The organism is Morganella sp. HMSC11D09 (assembly GCF_001807955.1).
Lineage (GTDB): Bacteria > Pseudomonadota > Gammaproteobacteria > Enterobacterales > Enterobacteriaceae > Morganella > Morganella morganii.
Genome location: NZ_KV791711.1, coordinates 125,366 through 142,258, shown reverse-complemented (window position 1 = coordinate 142,258; position 16,893 = coordinate 125,366). Strand labels below are relative to the sequence as shown.

General features: G+C 50.3%; 11 protein-coding genes. 8 read left to right on the top strand and 3 right to left on the bottom strand.

All coding sequences use genetic code 11. The annotated features are described in order from the left end of the window. Positions 1 to 41: 41 nt before the first annotated feature. The 3 genes from pflB to ycaO form a co-directional block, all read right to left on the bottom strand. The gene (gene pflB, locus HMPREF3119_RS16220; RefSeq protein WP_004235815.1) at positions 42 to 2,324 is read right to left on the bottom strand and encodes a formate C-acetyltransferase; all 2,283 of its coding nucleotides are present in this window, start codon (positions 2,322 to 2,324) and stop codon (positions 42 to 44) included. A 54-nt stretch (positions 2,325 to 2,378) separates the two neighbouring features. Continuing rightward, on the bottom strand, positions 2,379 to 3,239 hold the full coding sequence (gene focA / locus HMPREF3119_RS16215; RefSeq protein WP_004235816.1) for a formate transporter FocA: 861 nt from the start codon (positions 3,237 to 3,239) through the stop codon (positions 2,379 to 2,381). 305 nt (positions 3,240 to 3,544) lie between these two features. Continuing rightward, entirely contained in the window at positions 3,545 to 5,326 is a 1,782-nt protein-coding gene (ycaO, locus tag HMPREF3119_RS16210) for a 30S ribosomal protein S12 methylthiotransferase accessory factor YcaO (protein WP_036415785.1), read from the bottom strand. Between the two features lie 353 nt (positions 5,327 to 5,679). Between ycaO and serC the strand changes: the two genes are divergently transcribed. The 8 genes from serC (at position 5,680) to lpxK (ending at position 16,640) form a co-directional block, all read left to right on the top strand. After that, positions 5,680 to 6,765: a 3-phosphoserine/phosphohydroxythreonine transaminase gene (gene serC, locus HMPREF3119_RS16205; RefSeq protein ID WP_036414234.1), complete on the top strand. Its 1,086-nt coding sequence runs from the start codon at positions 5,680 to 5,682 to the stop codon at positions 6,763 to 6,765. Between the two features lie 85 nt (positions 6,766 to 6,850). After that, positions 6,851 to 8,128: a 3-phosphoshikimate 1-carboxyvinyltransferase gene (aroA, locus tag HMPREF3119_RS16200; protein WP_036417001.1), complete on the top strand. Its 1,278-nt coding sequence runs from the start codon at positions 6,851 to 6,853 to the stop codon at positions 8,126 to 8,128. 116 nt (positions 8,129 to 8,244) lie between these two features. Beyond that, complete coding sequence (gene cmk, locus HMPREF3119_RS16195) at positions 8,245 to 8,934, top strand: (d)CMP kinase (protein WP_004235820.1); 690 nt, start codon at positions 8,245 to 8,247, stop codon at positions 8,932 to 8,934. Between the two features lie 226 nt (positions 8,935 to 9,160). After that, complete coding sequence (rpsA, locus tag HMPREF3119_RS16190; protein WP_004235822.1) at positions 9,161 to 10,834, top strand: 30S ribosomal protein S1; 1,674 nt, start codon at positions 9,161 to 9,163, stop codon at positions 10,832 to 10,834. A 65-nt stretch (positions 10,835 to 10,899) separates the two neighbouring features. Continuing rightward, a complete protein-coding gene (gene ihfB, locus HMPREF3119_RS16185) occupies positions 10,900 to 11,184 on the top strand; it encodes an integration host factor subunit beta (RefSeq protein WP_004235823.1) in 285 nt (94 codons plus the stop codon). Positions 11,185 to 11,560: 376 nt separating this feature from the next. Then, the gene (locus tag HMPREF3119_RS16180; protein WP_070580313.1) at positions 11,561 to 13,861 is read left to right on the top strand and encodes a DNA internalization-related competence protein ComEC/Rec2; all 2,301 of its coding nucleotides are present in this window, start codon (positions 11,561 to 11,563) and stop codon (positions 13,859 to 13,861) included. A 37-nt stretch (positions 13,862 to 13,898) separates the two neighbouring features. Further along, positions 13,899 to 15,644 (top strand): lipid A ABC transporter ATP-binding protein/permease MsbA, encoded by a 1,746-nt coding sequence (gene msbA / locus HMPREF3119_RS16175; protein WP_004241767.1) that lies wholly within the window; start codon positions 13,899 to 13,901, stop codon positions 15,642 to 15,644. A gap of 12 nt (positions 15,645 to 15,656) precedes the next feature. Then, positions 15,657 to 16,640 (top strand): tetraacyldisaccharide 4'-kinase, encoded by a 984-nt coding sequence (gene lpxK, locus HMPREF3119_RS16170; protein ID WP_036414241.1) that lies wholly within the window; start codon positions 15,657 to 15,659, stop codon positions 16,638 to 16,640. Positions 16,641 to 16,893: the final 253 nt, after the last annotated feature.

Sequence of the window (16,893 nt, the reverse complement as noted above, 5' to 3'; positions counted from 1 at the left end):
TTATGTCATTTTAATAAGACAGCAAATGGTTACCGCACAAATTACATGGATTTTGTGAATGTACGGGTAATAACGTCTTTCTGCTGTTCTTTAGTCAGTGAGTTGAAACGAACTGCGTAGCCTGAAACACGGATAGTCAACTGAGGATATTTCTCAGGATTTTCCATTGCTTCTAACAGCATTTCACGGTTCATTACGTTCACGTTCAGGTGCTGACCACCTTCGATGCTTGATTCGTGGTGGAAGTAACCATCCATCAGGCCTGCCAGGTTAGTACGACGAACATCGTCATCTTTACCTAATGCGTTTGGTACGATAGAGAAGGTGTAAGAAATACCATCTTTCGCGTAAGCAAACGGCAGTTTAGCAACGGAAGTCAGAGAGGCAACAGCACCTTTCTGGTCACGGCCGTGCATAGGGTTAGCACCTGGTCCGAACGGAGCGCCTGCGCGACGGCCGTCCGGAGTGTTACCGGTTTTCTTACCATACACAACGTTAGAAGTGATGGTCAGAATTGACTGTGTAGGAACCGCGTTACGGTACATGTGGTGTTTCTGAATTTTCTTCATGAAACGTTCAACGATGTCACATGCGATGTCATCAACACGGGAGTCGTTGTTACCGAACTGCGGATATTCGCCTTCGATTTTGAAGTCAACAGCCAGGCCGCTTTCGTCAATAATCGGGCTTACTTTCGCATATTTAATAGCAGACAGGGAGTCAGCTGCAACAGACAGACCTGCGATACCACATGCCATAGTACGATATACGTCACGGTCATGCAGAGCCATCAGAGCTGCTTCGTAGCTGTACTTGTCGTGCATATAGTGGATGCAGTTCAGTGCAGTCACATAGTTAGTTGCCAGCCAGTCCATGAATTCATCCAGACGAGCCATAACAACATCATAATCCAGAACATCTGTGTGAATTGGTTCGTGTTTAGGACCAACCTGGATTTTCAGTTTTTCGTCAACACCGCCGTTGATTGCATACAGCAGGGTTTTAGCCATGTTTGCACGGGCACCGAAGAACTGCATTTGTTTACCGACAACCATCGGGCTCACGCAGCATGCGATTGCGTAGTCATCGTTATCAAAGTCAGGACGCATCAGGTCATCGTTCTCATACTGTACAGAAGAGGTATCGATAGACACTTTAGCTGCATAACGTTTGAAGTTCAGAGGCAGTTTTTCAGACCACAGGATGGTCATGTTTGGTTCCGGTGAAGGACCCATGGTGTACAGGGTGTTCAGGAAACGGAAGCTGTTTTTGGTTACCAGAGTACGGCCGTCGGTACCCATACCTGCCAGTGATTCTGTTGCCCAGATTGGGTCACCGGAGAACAGTTCATCATACTCAGGGGTACGCAGGAAGCGGACCATACGCAGTTTCATGATCAGGTGGTCAACGATTTCCTGAGCTTCAACTTCGGTGATTTTACCTTGTTCCAGGTCACGCTGAATGTAAACGTCCAGGAATGTGGAAACACGGCCGAAGGACATTGCAGCACCATTCTGAGACTTAACAGCAGCCAGGTAGCCGAAGTAAGTCCACTGTGCAGCTTCCTGAGCGTTAGCAGCAGGACGGGAGATATCCAGACCGTATTTGGCAGCCATTTCTTTCATCTGGCCTAATGCACGGTGCTGTTCTGCGATTTCTTCACGCAGCTGGATAGTTTCACGCAGATCTTCGCCGCTTTCTAATTTAGCCTGCAGAGAAGTGAACTGTGCGAATTTGTCTTTCATCAGGAAGTCGATACCGTACAGTGCAACACGACGGTAGTCACCGATGATACGACCACGGCCGTATGCGTCAGGCAGACCGGTCAGAACACCGGATTTACGGCAGCGGATGATGTCCGGAGTATAAACGTCGAACACACCCTGGTTGTGCGTTTTACGGTATTCGGTGAAGATTTTTTCGATTTCCGGGTTCATTTCGCGGCCGTAGGCTTTGCATGAACCTTCGATCATACGGATACCACCGAACGGCAGCATTGCACGTTTCAGAGGTTTTTCAGTCTGCAGACCAACGACTTTTTCTAAAGACTGGTCGATGTAACCGGCATCGTGAGAAGTGATAGTAGACGGCAGATCAGTGTCAAAATCGATAGGAGCGTGGGTACTGTTTTCGATTTTGATGCCTTCCATAACTTTCGCCCACAGAGCAGTTGTTGCCTCTGTAGCGCCCGCTAAGAAAGACTCATCGCCTTCATATGGGGTGTAGTTTTTCTGGATAAAGTCACGGACGTTAACTTCCTGTGACCAGTCACCCAGATTAAAGCCTTGCCATGCTGAAGCGAATTTTTCATTTAATTCTGACATGATACTTTACCTTTTAACAATGGAACTTAGAAATTCAGTCGTGATAAACAGAGATTAATGCTTCTGGTCACCGCGTAAATGAATCAGCCAATAAGTCAGACCTACTAAAACTGCACCACCAATAATGTTGCCGATGGTGACCGGAATCAGGTTGTTAATCACGAAATCAGAAACTGTCAGGGACGGAAACTGTTCAGGCGACGAACCAACCATAGTCCAGAATTCAGAAGGTGCAAAATTTTTAATCGCAATCCCCATCGGGATCATAAACATATTGGCGATACTGTGCTCAAATCCGCTGGCAACAAACATACCGATAGGTAAGACTAAAGCTAAAAGTTTATCGGTCAGACTACGGCCTGCGTAGCTCATCCATACCGCCAGACAAACCATTAAGTTTGCCAGAATCCCGAGACAGACGGCTTCAATAAAGGTGTGATGAAGCTTATGATCCGCTGTTTGCAGGATATTTAATCCCCACAGCCCGTCGGCTGCCATATACTGTCCGGCGTACCAGATGAGGGCGACAAAGAAGAGGGCGCCGACCAGGTTACCGAAATACACGCGGGTCCAGTTTGCAAACATCTGTCCCCAGGTGATACGCCCGGTGGCTTTTGCCACGCTGGTTAATACGGTGGAGGTGAATAAGTCAGCCCCGCAAACCACAACCAGCATCAGACCGAGCGAGAAACATAAACCACCGATAAGTTTAGCGATACCAAAAGGCACTATGCCTGCGGTACCGGTGGTGGCTGTAATATAAAAGACAAAACCTACTGAGATGAATATTCCTGCCATAAATGCAGATAAGTATGTGATGTGAGGGGCTTTCGTTGCTTTATAGACACCCACATCGTCTGCAACATGTGCCATATCGGCAGGAGATAATAAATTAAAAAGTGCGTCAGTTTTCATAATGCTAACTGTCTCTTGATTCCAAATAATTATAGCACGCAATGATAGTAACAAAGGGTGAAAAAATTAAACTTGATGTGGATCATAAAGGCGTTCAAGAGAATCGTCAAATACCCTGAAAAAAGTTGAAAAATCAATGTAAGTTTATGTATATAAAGGAAAAACAATTTTTTAAAAATTGTAATATATTTTTATTTTTTGTTTTTTATTTAATTAAAGTAAAAAATCAGGTTAACTTGTCGTTTTTGTGTTACTTAAAACGAACAAATTAACCTAATATTTACGTTTATTGCTATTTACGACGATTAAATCGCATTTTTATCGTTTAGCCAAAAATGCGCTTTTGCTTTTTGCAGCTTTTCATAAGCAGCCAGCAGTGCCTGATGCGCAGGAAATGCCGTTAAATTATTATCTGATGCACATAACCCGAAGAAACAGTTTTTGCCGTTCAGGGCATCCAGCGCCGCATTCAGGGTTTCCTGACCATACATACGGGCAAACGCCGGCAGGTATTGTTCTGTGTCCCGCTCCGGCTCCTGCGTTAACAGCAGCAGGGTATGCAGACAGCGGTAATAGTTTGCCCGTGCGGCACTGAGAACACTGGCGTTGAAGTCCTGTGTCCACTCCACCCAGGCCAGCGCCTGATCGGTATCACCACCGGCCAGTGCCAGCATGGATTTCAGCTCACCGATGCGCAGGGTGGACCAGCCGTTATCTTTACCGGCGGCAATGCCCAGCAATTCACGGACACGGGTGAAATCGTCATGGCCTTCTTCATCCAGCTGTGCCAGCAGAGAGAGATAATCTTCCTGACGGTAACGGCTTTCCGGCAGCGCGAGAATGGTTTCACGCAGATGAATACCCATGGCGTTATTGGCCATATGCAAATCTTCTACCGGATAGATATCTGACATGCCCGGCACCAGGATACGGCAGGCATACACACCGAGATGCTCATAATCGGCAATATACACTTCGTGGCCGGATGCCGCGAACTGTGCCATCAGTATGGTGAATTCTTCTTCGGTGGTGCCGCGGAACTGCCAGTCAGCGAAATCATAATCCGCATCCTGTTTAAACAGATCCCAGCTGATCAGGCCGCTTGAATCAATAAAGTGAGTTTCCAGGTTGGTCTGATCCGCCACTTCCTCGTCATCAAAGGTCGGTGCAGTGAAAACATCGAGGTCTTTCAGGCTGCGTCCCTGTAACAGCTCAGTGACAGTCCGCTCCAGTGCAACACCGAAATCAGGATGAGCGCCGAAAGAGGCAAAACAGGTACCGTTGGCCGGGTTAAACAGCACCACACAGATAACCGGATACTGACCGCCGAGAGAGGCATCAAAACAGAAGATCGGGAAACCTTCGCTTTCCAGGGTGCGGATTGACTCAGTGACCTGCGGATAACGCGCCAGCACCTCTTCCGGGATCGCCGGTAAGCTGATGCGCTCAGCAATAATGCGGTTTTTCACATAACGTTCAAAGACTTCCGATAATCCCTGCACGCGGGCTTCATTGCGGGTGTTCCCGGCGGACATGCCGTTGGACACATACAGGTTGGCGACGATATTCATCGGAATATATACCGTTTTGCCGTCAGACTGGCGGGTAAACGGCAGGGCGCAGATACCGCGCTCCTCATTGGAGGATTGCAGGTCAATCAGCTGGCTGCCCTGCAAATCATTTTCCGGATCATAATAATCGCGCAGATACTGATCGAGAATACCGTCCGGCAGTGAGTCATCCTCTGTCAGCGGGAACCATTTCTCATCCGGATAGTGAACAAACTCCCCGTTGGCAATGGTTTCGCCCAGCCAGAAATCAGCAAAAAAGTAGTTGGTGGACAGACGCTCAAAATACTCGCCCAGGGCGGAGGCCAGCGCGGCTTTTTTAGTGGCCCCTTTGCCGTTGGTAAAGCAGAGCGGGCAGTCAGTATCACGGATATGCACGGACCAGACGTTCGGCACCGGGTTGAGCCACGAGGCTTCTTCTATATTGAAACCCAGTTGCTGCAGTTTCTGCTGAAAACGGCTGATGGAATCTTCGAGAGCGGCATCTTTGCCGGGAATAAAAGTATGTGTTTGCGTCATGGGATCCACAATTGCTGTAACGGCCCGCTGCACGCGGACTCAGGAATACCGGGGAAGAAAGGCGCACATAATACGGATTTTTCGTGTCAGCGGCTACCTTTGTGAATGTAAAGTTACCACCGGGTTATTCCGCTGTATTTCCGCCGTCTGTCATGAATCCCCGGAAATACATTATATAATATCCCAATCTGATAGTCAGAGGCAGTCAGATATTCTGCCGGGCGACAAAAAGGGTTTACCGCCCATCATGCAATAAGCGTTGCAGCGAAGGGTGGGGAGTGATAAAACCGACAGACAGGGCGTATTCATATGATGGATATACAGAGCATTAATTTACAGATAGGGTGAGGTCAATGAGTCAGGTATATAACTTTAGTGCCGGTCCGGCTATGCTGCCGGTAGAAGTGCTGCGCCGTGCTGAGCAGGAACTGTGCAACTGGCGCGGGCTCGGCACCTCAGTCATGGAAATCAGTCACCGCAGTAAAGAGTTTATGTCGGTGGCAAAGGAAGCGGAAAATAATCTGCGTCAGATCCTCGCGGTGCCGGATAACTATAAAGTGCTGTTCTGTCACGGCGGCGCACGCGGACATTTTGCCGCACTGCCGATGAACCTGCTGGGCGAGAAAACCAAAGCGGATTATGTGGTGGGCGGATACTGGGCGGAATGTGCGGCAGAAGAAGCAAAAAAATATTGCACACCGAACATTATTAATGTCAGAACCGAATCGGAAGACGGTATCGGCGTGAAGCCGATGAGCGAATGGCAGCTCAGTGATGATGCAGCCTATGTTCACTACTGCCCGAATGAAACCATTGATGGTATTGCCATTCATGAAGAGCCGGATTTCGGCGATAAAATCGTGATTGCAGATTACTCGTCTGCCATCCTGTCCAAACCACTGGATGTCAGCCGTTTCGGGGTGATTTATGCGGGCGCGCAGAAAAATATCGGCCCGGCCGGGCTGACCCTGGTGATTATCCGTGAGGATCTGCTGGGCAAAGCGCGCAGAGAAACCCCGTCCATCCTCGACTATACCGTACTGAGTGAATGTGACTCTATGTTCAACACCCCGCCGACCTTTGCCTGGTATCTCTCCGGTATGGTCTTTAAGTGGCTGATTGAACAAGGTGGTTTACAGGAAATCGCCCGGATCAACTATGATAAAGCACAACTGCTTTACTCTGCGGTGGATCACAGTGATTTCTATATTAACCGTGTGGCGGCGGCCAACCGTTCCCTGATGAACGTGCCGTTCCAGATGTCTGACCCGTCACTGGACAGCAAATTCCTCGCCGAAGCACAGGCACAGGGACTGGTTTCCCTGAAAGGGCACAAAGTTGCCGGCGGGATGCGCGCCTCCATTTATAATGCGATGCCGTATGAAGGCGTGCGCGCACTGGCCGAATTTATGGCGGAGTTTGAAAGCCGCCACAGCTGATTTTTTGCAGACATTTTTCCGGGACCGGGTAAGCATCCGGCCCCGTTTTTCGTTTTTATGTTTACACACCGGAGAATAACTTCGTATGGATTCCCTGACGTTACAACCGATCGCCCGCATTAACGGGACGATTAACCTGCCCGGCTCCAAGAGTGTCTCCAACCGGGCACTGCTGCTGGCGGCACAGGCTGCGGGCACAACACGCCTTATCAACCTGCTCGACAGCGATGATATCCGCCATATGCTCAGCGCACTGCGGGAACTGGGGATCCGTTATCAGCTTTCTGACGACAAAACCGAATGTATTGTGGAAGGTCAGGGCAAACCGATCAGCGGATTTAAAGGTATTGAGCTGTTCCTCGGTAATGCCGGAACGGCGATGCGCCCGCTGACTGCGGCACTGTGTCTCGGGGATAATGACATTACCCTGACCGGCGAACCGCGTATGAAAGAGCGCCCGATTGGTCATCTGACCGATGCACTGCGCCAGGGCGGCGCACAGATTGATTTCCCGGAAAATGACGGTTATCCGCCGTTGCGGATCCGCGGTGGCTTTACCGGCGGGCGTATCAGTGTGGATGGTTCCGTATCCAGCCAGTTTCTGACCGCGCTGCTGATGGCAGCACCACCGGCGGAGAATGACACAGAAATCACTATCAGCGGTGAACTGGTGTCCAAACCGTATATTGATATCACGCTGGCGATGATGTCCTCTTTTGGCATTACGGTGGTGAATGAAGATTACCGGCGTTTCCTGATCAAAGGAAAACAGCAGTATCAGTCCCCGGGAGAATACCTGGTGGAAGGGGATGCTTCATCTGCCTCCTATTTCCTCGCGGCGGCAGCCATTAAAGGCGGCACCGTGCGGGTTACCGGCATCGGGCGTAACAGTCTGCAGGGCGACACACAATTTGCCGCTGTGCTGGAAAAAATGGGTGCGAAAGTGACGTTTGCGGACACGTATATTGAATGCACCCGCGATACCCTGCACGGCATCGATATGGACATGAACGCCATCCCGGATGCGGCGATGACGATTGCCACCACCGCGCTGTTCGCCGAAGGGACAACCACTATCCGCAATATCTATAACTGGCGGGTGAAAGAGACAGACCGTCTCAGCGCAATGGCAGCTGAACTGCGTAAAGTCGGCGCACTGGTGGAAGAGGGGCATGATTACATTCAGGTCACCCCGCCGGCAAAACTGCAGCATGCGGAAATTGAAACCTATAACGATCACCGTATCGCCATGTGTTTCTCGCTGGTGGCACTGTCAGATACCCCGGTCACGATCCTCGATCCGGGCTGTACGGCAAAAACCTTCCCCGGCTACTTCAGTGAGCTGGCGGCACTGTCAGAATAAAAAAACGCCGTTCTGCGTGCAGGGCGTTTCCTCTGCTGTCACAGATGCGTATAATACGGGCATCTTTTTTCAGGCGGCCGTTGTGACGGCCGCCGGACTGCGACAGGAGAGCGCGCATGGCAGTATATGTTCCGGTCATTACCATTGACGGCCCGAGCGGCGCGGGCAAAGGTACCCTTTGTCACGCACTGGCAAACGAAATGGGATGGCATTTACTGGACTCCGGCGCAATTTACCGCGTTCTGGCACTGGCGGCACTGCATCATCATGTGGATATCACTTCGGAAGATGCACTGGTTCCGCTGGCGGCTAATCTGGATGTGAAATTCCTGGCAAAAGACACCGGTCCTGAGACAATTCTGGAAGGTGAGGATGTCAGCCGGGCTATCCGTCAGGAAGAAGTGGGTATGACAGCCTCGCAAATCGCGGCGTTCCCGCGTGTCCGTGAAGCTCTGCTGCGCCGTCAGCGCGCATTCCGTGTGGCGCCGGGCCTGATTGCCGACGGCCGCGACATGGGCACGGTAGTATTCCCGGATGCCCCGGTGAAAATTTTCCTCGACGCGAGTGCGCAGGAGCGCGCCCACCGCCGGATGAAGCAGTTGCAGGACAAAGGCTTTAGTGTTAATTTTGACCGCCTTCTTGCTGAGATAGAAGAGCGTGATTTCCGCGACCGCAACCGTGCGGTTGCCCCGCTGGTGGCTGCCGGCGATGCGCTGATTCTGGACTCAACAACCATGTCAATTGACGACGTTATTGCCGAAGCCCTTCGTTATACGAAGGAAAAACTGGCAGAAACGGCGGAATGATAAACAAAATTTGCGGAAAATCTGACTGAAAACGTGTTTTTTAGTAGGTTTCTGTATTCGTTTTTGTTTATAATGTTAAGTTGAAGTTTTTTACCGGCAGAGAACAAGGCAAAGAAGCAGTTTTCTGCCACCCCTTTGTGACAAGGAATGTTGCAAGGTATGTGAAACAACCCCATTCGGCCGGATGCTAAATGGACGTTAATACTTAAACACTTGAAGATCAAACATGACTGAATCTTTTGCTCAACTCTTTGAAGAATCCCTGCAGGCTATCGAAACCCGTCCGGGCGCTATCGTCCGTGGTACTGTTGTCGCTATCGATAAAGACGTAGTTCTGGTTGACGCAGGTCTGAAATCAGAATCTGCTATCCCGGTAGAACAGTTCAAAAATGCTCAGGGCGAGCTGGAAATCCAGGTTGGCGACGAAGTTGATGTTGCTCTGGACGCAGTAGAAGACGGTTTCGGTGAAACTGTTCTGTCCCGCGAGAAAGCAAAACGCCACGAAGCATGGCTGATGCTGGAAAAAGCATACGAAGAAGCTGAAACTGTTACCGGTGTTATCAACGGTAAAGTTAAAGGCGGTTTCACTGTCGAACTGAACGGCATCCGTGCGTTCCTGCCGGGTTCACTGGTTGACGTGCGTCCTGTTCGTGACACCACGCATCTGGAAGGCAAAGAGCTTGAGTTCAAAGTAATCAAGCTGGATCAGAAACGCAACAACGTGGTTGTTTCCCGTCGTGCAGTTATCGAGTCAGAAAACAGCGCAGAGCGCGATCAGCTGCTGGAAAACCTGCAGGAAGGCATGGAAGTTAAAGGTATCGTTAAGAACCTCACTGACTACGGTGCATTCGTTGATCTGGGCGGCGTTGATGGTCTGCTGCATATCACTGATATGGCGTGGAAACGTGTTAAACACCCAAGCGAAATCGTGAATGTCGGCGACGAAATCACTGTTAAAGTGCTGAAATTCGACCGCGAACGTACCCGCGTATCTCTGGGCCTGAAACAGCTGGGCGAAGATCCTTGGGTCGCAATCGCTAAGCGTTACCCTGAGAACACCCGTCTGACCGGTCGCGTGACCAACCTGACTGACTACGGCTGCTTCGTTGAAATCGAAGAAGGCGTTGAAGGCCTGGTACACGTTTCTGAAATGGACTGGACCAACAAAAACATCCACCCATCTAAAGTTGTTAACGTGGGCGACGTTGTTGAAGTTATGGTTCTGGACATCGACGAAGAACGTCGTCGTATCTCCCTGGGCCTGAAGCAGTGCAAATCTAACCCATGGCAGCAGTTCGCGGAAACTCACAACAAAGGTGACCGCGTTGAAGGTAAAATCAAGTCAATCACTGACTTCGGTATCTTCATTGGTTTAGATGGCGGCATCGATGGTCTGGTTCACCTGTCTGACATCTCCTGGAACGTTGCAGGCGAAGAAGCAGTACGTGAATACAAAAAAGGCGACGAAATCGCAGCTGTTGTTCTGCAGGTTGATGCAGAGCGCGAGCGTATCTCTCTGGGCGTTAAGCAGTTAGCTGAAGATCCGTTCAACAACTACACCGCTGTTACCAAGAAAGGTGCTATCGTCACCGGTAAAGTAACTGCAGTAGACGCTAAAGGCGCAACTGTTGAGCTGATGGATGGCGTTGAAGGTTACCTGCGTGCATCAGAAGCTTCACGCGATCGCGTTGAAGATGCTACTCTGGTTCTGAGCGTTGGTGATGAAGTTGAAGCTAAATACACTGGTGTTGATCGTAAAAACCGTGTAATCAACCTGTCTGTACGTGCAAAAGACGAAGCGGATGAAAAAGACGCTATCGCTACTGTGAACAAGCAGGAAGAAGCTGGCTTCTCTAACAACGCAATGGCAGAAGCTTTCAAAGCAGCTAAAGGCGAGTAATTAAGCAGCAGCAGGCCGCGCAAGCGGTCTGCTTTTATGATAATCAGGGTAGTCCAGGAGGTTATATGACCAAATCTGAACTGATTGAGAAGCTGGCAGGCCAACAATCTCATCTTCCGGCTAAAGTTGTTGAAGAAGCAGTAAAAGAGATCCTTGAGCATATGGCAAATACGCTTGCTGACGGCGAACGTATTGAAATCCGTGGATTCGGCAGTTTTTCTCTGCACTACCGTGCACCGCGGGTAGGTCGTAACCCGAAAACCGGCGAACAGGTGGAACTGGAAGGTAAACACGTTCCTCACTTCAAACCGGGCAAAGAGTTACGCGACCGCGCAAATATCTATGCTTGATTATTGACAGAGATAATAAAAATGACGCCACCGGCGTCATTTTTTTTGCAGCAAACATTAAATTATCATTATTATAAAAATGTTAATATTGTATTAATAAATTATGGTTGTGTAAGGTTCTGGTGTTGGCAAGTTGAATTCGTTTATTAATAATAGGTTACCGGTGACATCATATTCAGTTCGCCATAAAATACTATTGGAAATTAGACAGTGTTTATAATTAAGCAAATAATTGTGAGTTGACTCTCATAAAATAATTGATTACTTGTATGCCTGAAATATAAATTCGTGACGACACGCATTTTTCTATTATCGTAATAACACGTGATACCCGTCATAACATAATACCGGCCTGTTTACCTTCCAGGTGAGTAATATGTCTGTTATGGCTGTGATGAAATATCTGTTTCCCCGTCCGTTGCCGCTCTGGCACGCTGCGGCTGCTGTTGTGACCGGGCATATGCCGCTGTTGCTGATTCCGCGGTTGTTGTTACCGGCAGAAAGCCTGCTGTTATTCACTGGTATTTGTTTGCTTTTTCTTATCCGCACCAGGCTGAGTTTTTTTATCCGCATTGTTGCCGGTACTTTTCTGGCAGTAAATATTCATATCGGTAATACATTATCACTCTTTTCCGCTGAACTACCCGATAATATCGATATTATGATCCATGATGTCATGATTAACTCATCTGACTATTATTCCGTCAGAGGGCGGATTATTAATATAAATAATAAAATGTATGATGATACTGTTTTTATTAATATAAAAATAAAAGGTTCATTTAAACCGGCATGTTCCGGTGAAGTCTGGCGTATATTTCGTCCTGTACTGAGGCCGGTACACGGTCAGTTAAATGAAGGACAGTCAAACCGGCAGCAATATTTACTGTCAGAGCGGGTTTTGTTTTCTCTGACGCCGGGACGCAGTGAAAAACTATCTTCAGACTGCAATCAGCGTCAGAAAATGATTGCGACATACCTTCCCGCAATGGATAACCTGCCGCATAACGGACTGATGGCGGCGCTGTTATTTGGCGAGCGGCGCGGCATCACTGCAGAGCAGCGCAGACTGGTGCAGGAAACCGGAGTGGCGCATGTGGTGGCTATTTCCGGGCTGCATATCGGGCTGGCGGCGTTATGGGGCTGGTGGGCCGGGCGGTTATTGTTGCTGCTGTTACCGCTGCGTATGGTGGCACCTGTTATTCCGTCTGTGTTGTCAGTTTGTGCCGCTGTTGCCTATGTCTGGCTGGCCGGGTTTGCGGTTCCGGCCTGCCGGGCATTGTCTGCGCTGCTGTTGTGGCATCTGCTGCGCTGGCGGCATTACCATCTGCCGGCGTATCAGTTTGTTGTGATCAGTGCCGCTCTGTTGCTGCTGGCGGATCCGCTGACAATTTTATCCGCCGGATTCTGGCTGTCTTATACTGCGGTTACCGCATTGCTGTTCTGGCATCACACCGGCGTTTTCTCCCGCAGTAATGTATTCATCCCGCTGACACCTTTTGCCCGCCTGTGGCGCAATATCAGGCTGTTCCTCTCTTATCAGTGCGGATTATTTTTGTTACTGCTGCCGGTTCAGGGCTATTTCTTTGGCGGCGTGAATATTCTGTCGTTTCTGAGTAATCTGTGGGTGGTACCGGTGATCTCCTTTCTGACGGTGCCGCTGCTGTTTGCCGGATTACTGATCGGGCCTGCATTGCCGCTGGCGGATTTCTCTCTGGCGCTGGCATTATGGCCGTTGCCGTTTCTGGCACAGGGCTGGATGGTTACCGGGCATATCGCTCTGATATGGATACCACTGATGTGGGCGGTTGTTTATATCATCCGGCTGGATATGTGGCGGCAGCACCCGCTGCTGCTGCCGGGAATGGTGTTCAGTTGCTGTCTGTATCTGCGGAAAACTCCGCTGCCTGAATGGTCGGTTACCGTACTGGATATCGGGCACGGGCTGGCGGCGATGGTGATAAAAGACGGCAGGGCGGTCGTATATGATACCGGCAACCGCTTCGGGTCACGGGATGACGGGCTTCGCACAGTGCTGCCTTATCTGCGTTATCACCGCCTGACTCCGGACTGGATTATGATCAGCCATGACCACCGTGACCACACCGGGGGACTGGGCTCTCTGCGCAGTGCTTATCCTGCCGCTGTGGTCAAAGGCAACATTCCGCAGGCCGATACACCTTGTCGCCGCGGGGAGCGGTGGTTATGGCAGTCATTGTATTTTGAGGTGTTATGGCCGGATGAAAAATATCAGATGAGCAAAAATGACGGCTCCTGTGTTATCCGCATCAGTGACGGGAAACATCAGGTTTTGCTGACCGGGGATATCGAAAAACAGGCAGAAAAACAGCTGATTAAGTATAAAGATGAGCTCTCTGCTACTGTACTGCAAGTTCCGCACCATGGCAGCAAAACCTCATCATCAGAATTTTTTATTCGTGCGGTAAATCCCGCTTTCGCACTGGTTTCTGTTGCGCGCTATAGCCCGTGGCGTCTGCCTTCTGATAAAGTACGCCGTCGCTATCATGATCTCGGCGTGCAGTGGCATGATACTGCGCACAGCGGCCAGATTTCTGTGTCCTTTTTTGCTGATGAGGTATCCGTCGCGACTTACCGTACCCATCTCTCCGCCCGCTGGTTCAGCGCATGGTTTGGAGATCAGCCGGTAAACGGGTAATATAGGCAGCTAATTTTTAGTATTGGTAAACGCAATAATGAAAGATATTGATATTTCAACCCGGCAAACATTCCGCCGGTTATGGCCGACAATCGCACCGTTTAAAACAGGTATCATCGTGGCGGCTATTGCGTTAGTCATCAATGCGGGCGGCGATGCATTTATGCTGTCGCTGCTGAAACCGCTGCTTGATGAAGGTTTCGGCACTGCCGACAATGATTTTCTCCGTATCATGCCGCTGATTATCCTGGGGCTGATGCTGTTACGCGGTATCTCCAGTTTTGTTTCAGGCTACTGCCTCTCCTGGGTGTCCGGCAAAGTGGTTATGACCATGCGCCGTAACCTGTTCCGGCATATGATGGGCATGCCGGTTTCCTTCTTTGATCAGCAATCCACCGGGACACTGCTTTCCCGTATCACCTATGATTCCGAACAGGTGGCTTCGTCTTCTTCCGGTGCACTGGTAACGGTCGTCCGTGAAGGCGCCTATATTATTGCGCTGTTCGGGCTGATGTTTTACAACAGCTGGCAGCTGTCGCTGATTCTGATCGTTATTGCGCCGATTGTGGCTTTTGTTATCCGTAAAGTCTCTGTCCGCTTCCGTGAAATCAGTAAAAACATGCAGAGCGGCATGGGACAGGTCAGCGCCAGTGCTGAACAGATGCTGAAAGGGCATAAAGAAGTGCTGATTTTCGGTGGTCAGAAAGTGGAAAATGATCGTTTCGATAAAGTCAGCAACCATATGCGCCGCCAGGGTATGAAACTGGTTACCGCATCATCTATTGCCGACCCGATTATTCAGATCATTGCCTCCTTTGCGCTGGCATTTGTGCTGTTTGCCGCCAGTTTCCCTGAAATTAAAGAAGCGCTGAGTGCCGGTTCCATTACGGTTGTCTTCTCCTCCATGATTGCCCTGATGCGCCCGCTGAAATCCCTGACCAACGTGAACGCCCAGTTCCAGCGCGGGATGGCGGCTTGTCAGACACTGTTTGTTCTGCTTGATATGGAGCAGGAAAAAGACACCGGCACCAAAGTGCTGAAAGATGCCAAAGGTGATGTGGCGTTTGAGAATGTGACTTTCCGTTATCAGGGGAAAGAGAACCCGGCGCTGAAAAATGTGTCGTTCACTATTCCGTCAGGCAAAACGGTGGCACTGGTCGGGCGCTCCGGCTCCGGGAAATCCACCATTGCCAATCTGATCACCCGTTTCTATGAAATTGAAAGCGGACACATTACGATCGACGGCAATGATATCCGCGATTACACGCTGGCATCACTGCGCAGTCAGGTGGCGCTGGTGTCGCAGAATGTTCACCTCTTCAATGATACGGTCGCGAATAATATCGCTTATGCCACAGAAGGGAAGTACACCCGCGAACAGATTGAAAAAGCCGCTGAAATGGCCTACGCCATGGACTTTATCAATAAGATGGAGAAGGGGCTGGATACAGAAATCGGTGAGAACGGTGTTCTGCTTTCAGGTGGTCAGCGCCAGCGTATTGCGATTGCCCGTGCACTGCTGCGTGACGCACCGATCCTGATCCTCGACGAAGCAACCTCGGCACTGGATACTGAATCTGAACGTGCGATTCAGGCCGCGCTCGATGAGTTACAGAAAAACCGTACCTGTTTGGTGATCGCTCACCGCTTATCCACCATTGAGAAGGCGGATGAAATCCTCGTGGTGCAGGACGGCGAAGTGCAGGAGCGCGGTACGCATGATGAACTGGTGAAACAGCCGGGTATCTATGCGCAGCTCTATAACATGCAGTTTGGTCACTAAGCGGCACTGCTGATGATCGATAAAATTTGGTCCGGCCGCTCAAAGCTTTACTGGCTGCTTCTGCCGCTCTCGTTTTTGTACGGGGCGGTGAGCGGTCTGCGGCGTCTGCTGTTCCGCTGCGGACTGAAAAAATCCCGCCGTATGCCGGTGCCGGTGGTGGTGGTCGGTAATCTGACCGCCGGCGGTAACGGTAAAACACCGGTGGTTATCTGGCTGACAGAGCAACTGCTGGCCCGTGGCTACCGTCCCGGAGTGGTTTCCCGCGGTTACGGCGGTAAATCAGATCATTACCCGCTGCTTATCACGAAAGACACAACGACAGCACAGGCCGGTGATGAGCCGGTGCTGATTGCCCGCCGTACCGGTGTGCCGGTTGCGGTTGCGCCTGACAGGGCGGCTGCGGTAGGGGCTATTTTGCAGCATGCACCGGTGGATGTGATCATCACCGACGATGGTTTGCAGCATTACGCACTGCAGCGCGATATGGAAATCGTGGTGATTGACGGCGAGCGCCGTTTCGGCAATGGCTGGTGGCTGCCCGCCGGGCCGATGCGGGAACGGGCAGGGCGTTTGAAACAGGTGGATGCGATGATCGTCAACGGCGGTACCGCGCAACCCGGGGAAACCGCTATGCAGCTGGTGCCGGGAGAGGCTGTTAACCTGGCTGACGGCACCCGTAAACCGGCGGCTGAAATCGGTGAGTGTGTGGCGATGGCCGGTATCGGGCACCCGCCGCGTTTTTTTGCCACGCTGAACTCCCTCGGCGTGACACCGGCACAGTGTATTGCGTTTCCGGATCACCAGTCTTACAGCCCTGAACAGCTTTCCGCACTGATAAAACCCGGCCAGTCACTCCTGATGACAGAGAAGGATGCAGTGAAATGTTTTGCCTTTTCTGCAACTGACTGGTGGTATTTACCGGTCAGTGCCGCCATTCCCGCAAAATCCGCCGATTTAATTCTGGATAAAGTCATATCTCACATAAAAAATGCATAAAGGGACTTGCGCTTTTTATCTGAATATGGCTTAATCAAAAAGTTGTATTTCTGTGATGTATTTCATATCTCACTGTGCAACCAATCCGCGTGTCAACACATATTCTGATCCCGCTGTCATAATTTTTTCACACCACCTTGTTAATCTTGTGGTGCGGATGACCGGATCCCGCGGATAAACGGTATGTTTTGCAGCAGGTGTCTGACCGGCTGCAAATCAGAATAAAAAATAATAACTATAATGTTTTGCTCAT

What these genes read in the sequence shown, in the direction of transcription:
- ihfB (WP_004235823.1), top strand. Translation starts at nt 10,900, where the DNA reads ATGACCAAATCTGAACTGATTGAGAAGCTGGCAGGCCAACAATCTCAT.
- msbA (WP_004241767.1), top strand. Translation starts at nt 13,899, where the DNA reads ATGAAAGATATTGATATTTCAACCCGGCAAACATTCCGCCGGTTATGG.
- focA (WP_004235816.1), bottom strand. Translation starts at nt 3,239, where the DNA reads ATGAAAACTGACGCACTTTTTAATTTATTATCTCCTGCCGATATGGCA.
- lpxK (WP_036414241.1), top strand. Translation starts at nt 15,657, where the DNA reads ATGATCGATAAAATTTGGTCCGGCCGCTCAAAGCTTTACTGGCTGCTT.
- rpsA (WP_004235822.1), top strand. Translation starts at nt 9,161, where the DNA reads ATGACTGAATCTTTTGCTCAACTCTTTGAAGAATCCCTGCAGGCTATC.
- pflB (WP_004235815.1), bottom strand. Translation starts at nt 2,324, where the DNA reads ATGTCAGAATTAAATGAAAAATTCGCTTCAGCATGGCAAGGCTTTAAT.
- HMPREF3119_RS16180 (WP_070580313.1), top strand. Translation starts at nt 11,561, where the DNA reads ATGTCTGTTATGGCTGTGATGAAATATCTGTTTCCCCGTCCGTTGCCG.
- aroA (WP_036417001.1), top strand. Translation starts at nt 6,851, where the DNA reads ATGGATTCCCTGACGTTACAACCGATCGCCCGCATTAACGGGACGATT.
- ycaO (WP_036415785.1), bottom strand. Translation starts at nt 5,326, where the DNA reads ATGACGCAAACACATACTTTTATTCCCGGCAAAGATGCCGCTCTCGAA.
- serC (WP_036414234.1), top strand. Translation starts at nt 5,680, where the DNA reads ATGAGTCAGGTATATAACTTTAGTGCCGGTCCGGCTATGCTGCCGGTA.
- cmk (WP_004235820.1), top strand. Translation starts at nt 8,245, where the DNA reads ATGGCAGTATATGTTCCGGTCATTACCATTGACGGCCCGAGCGGCGCG.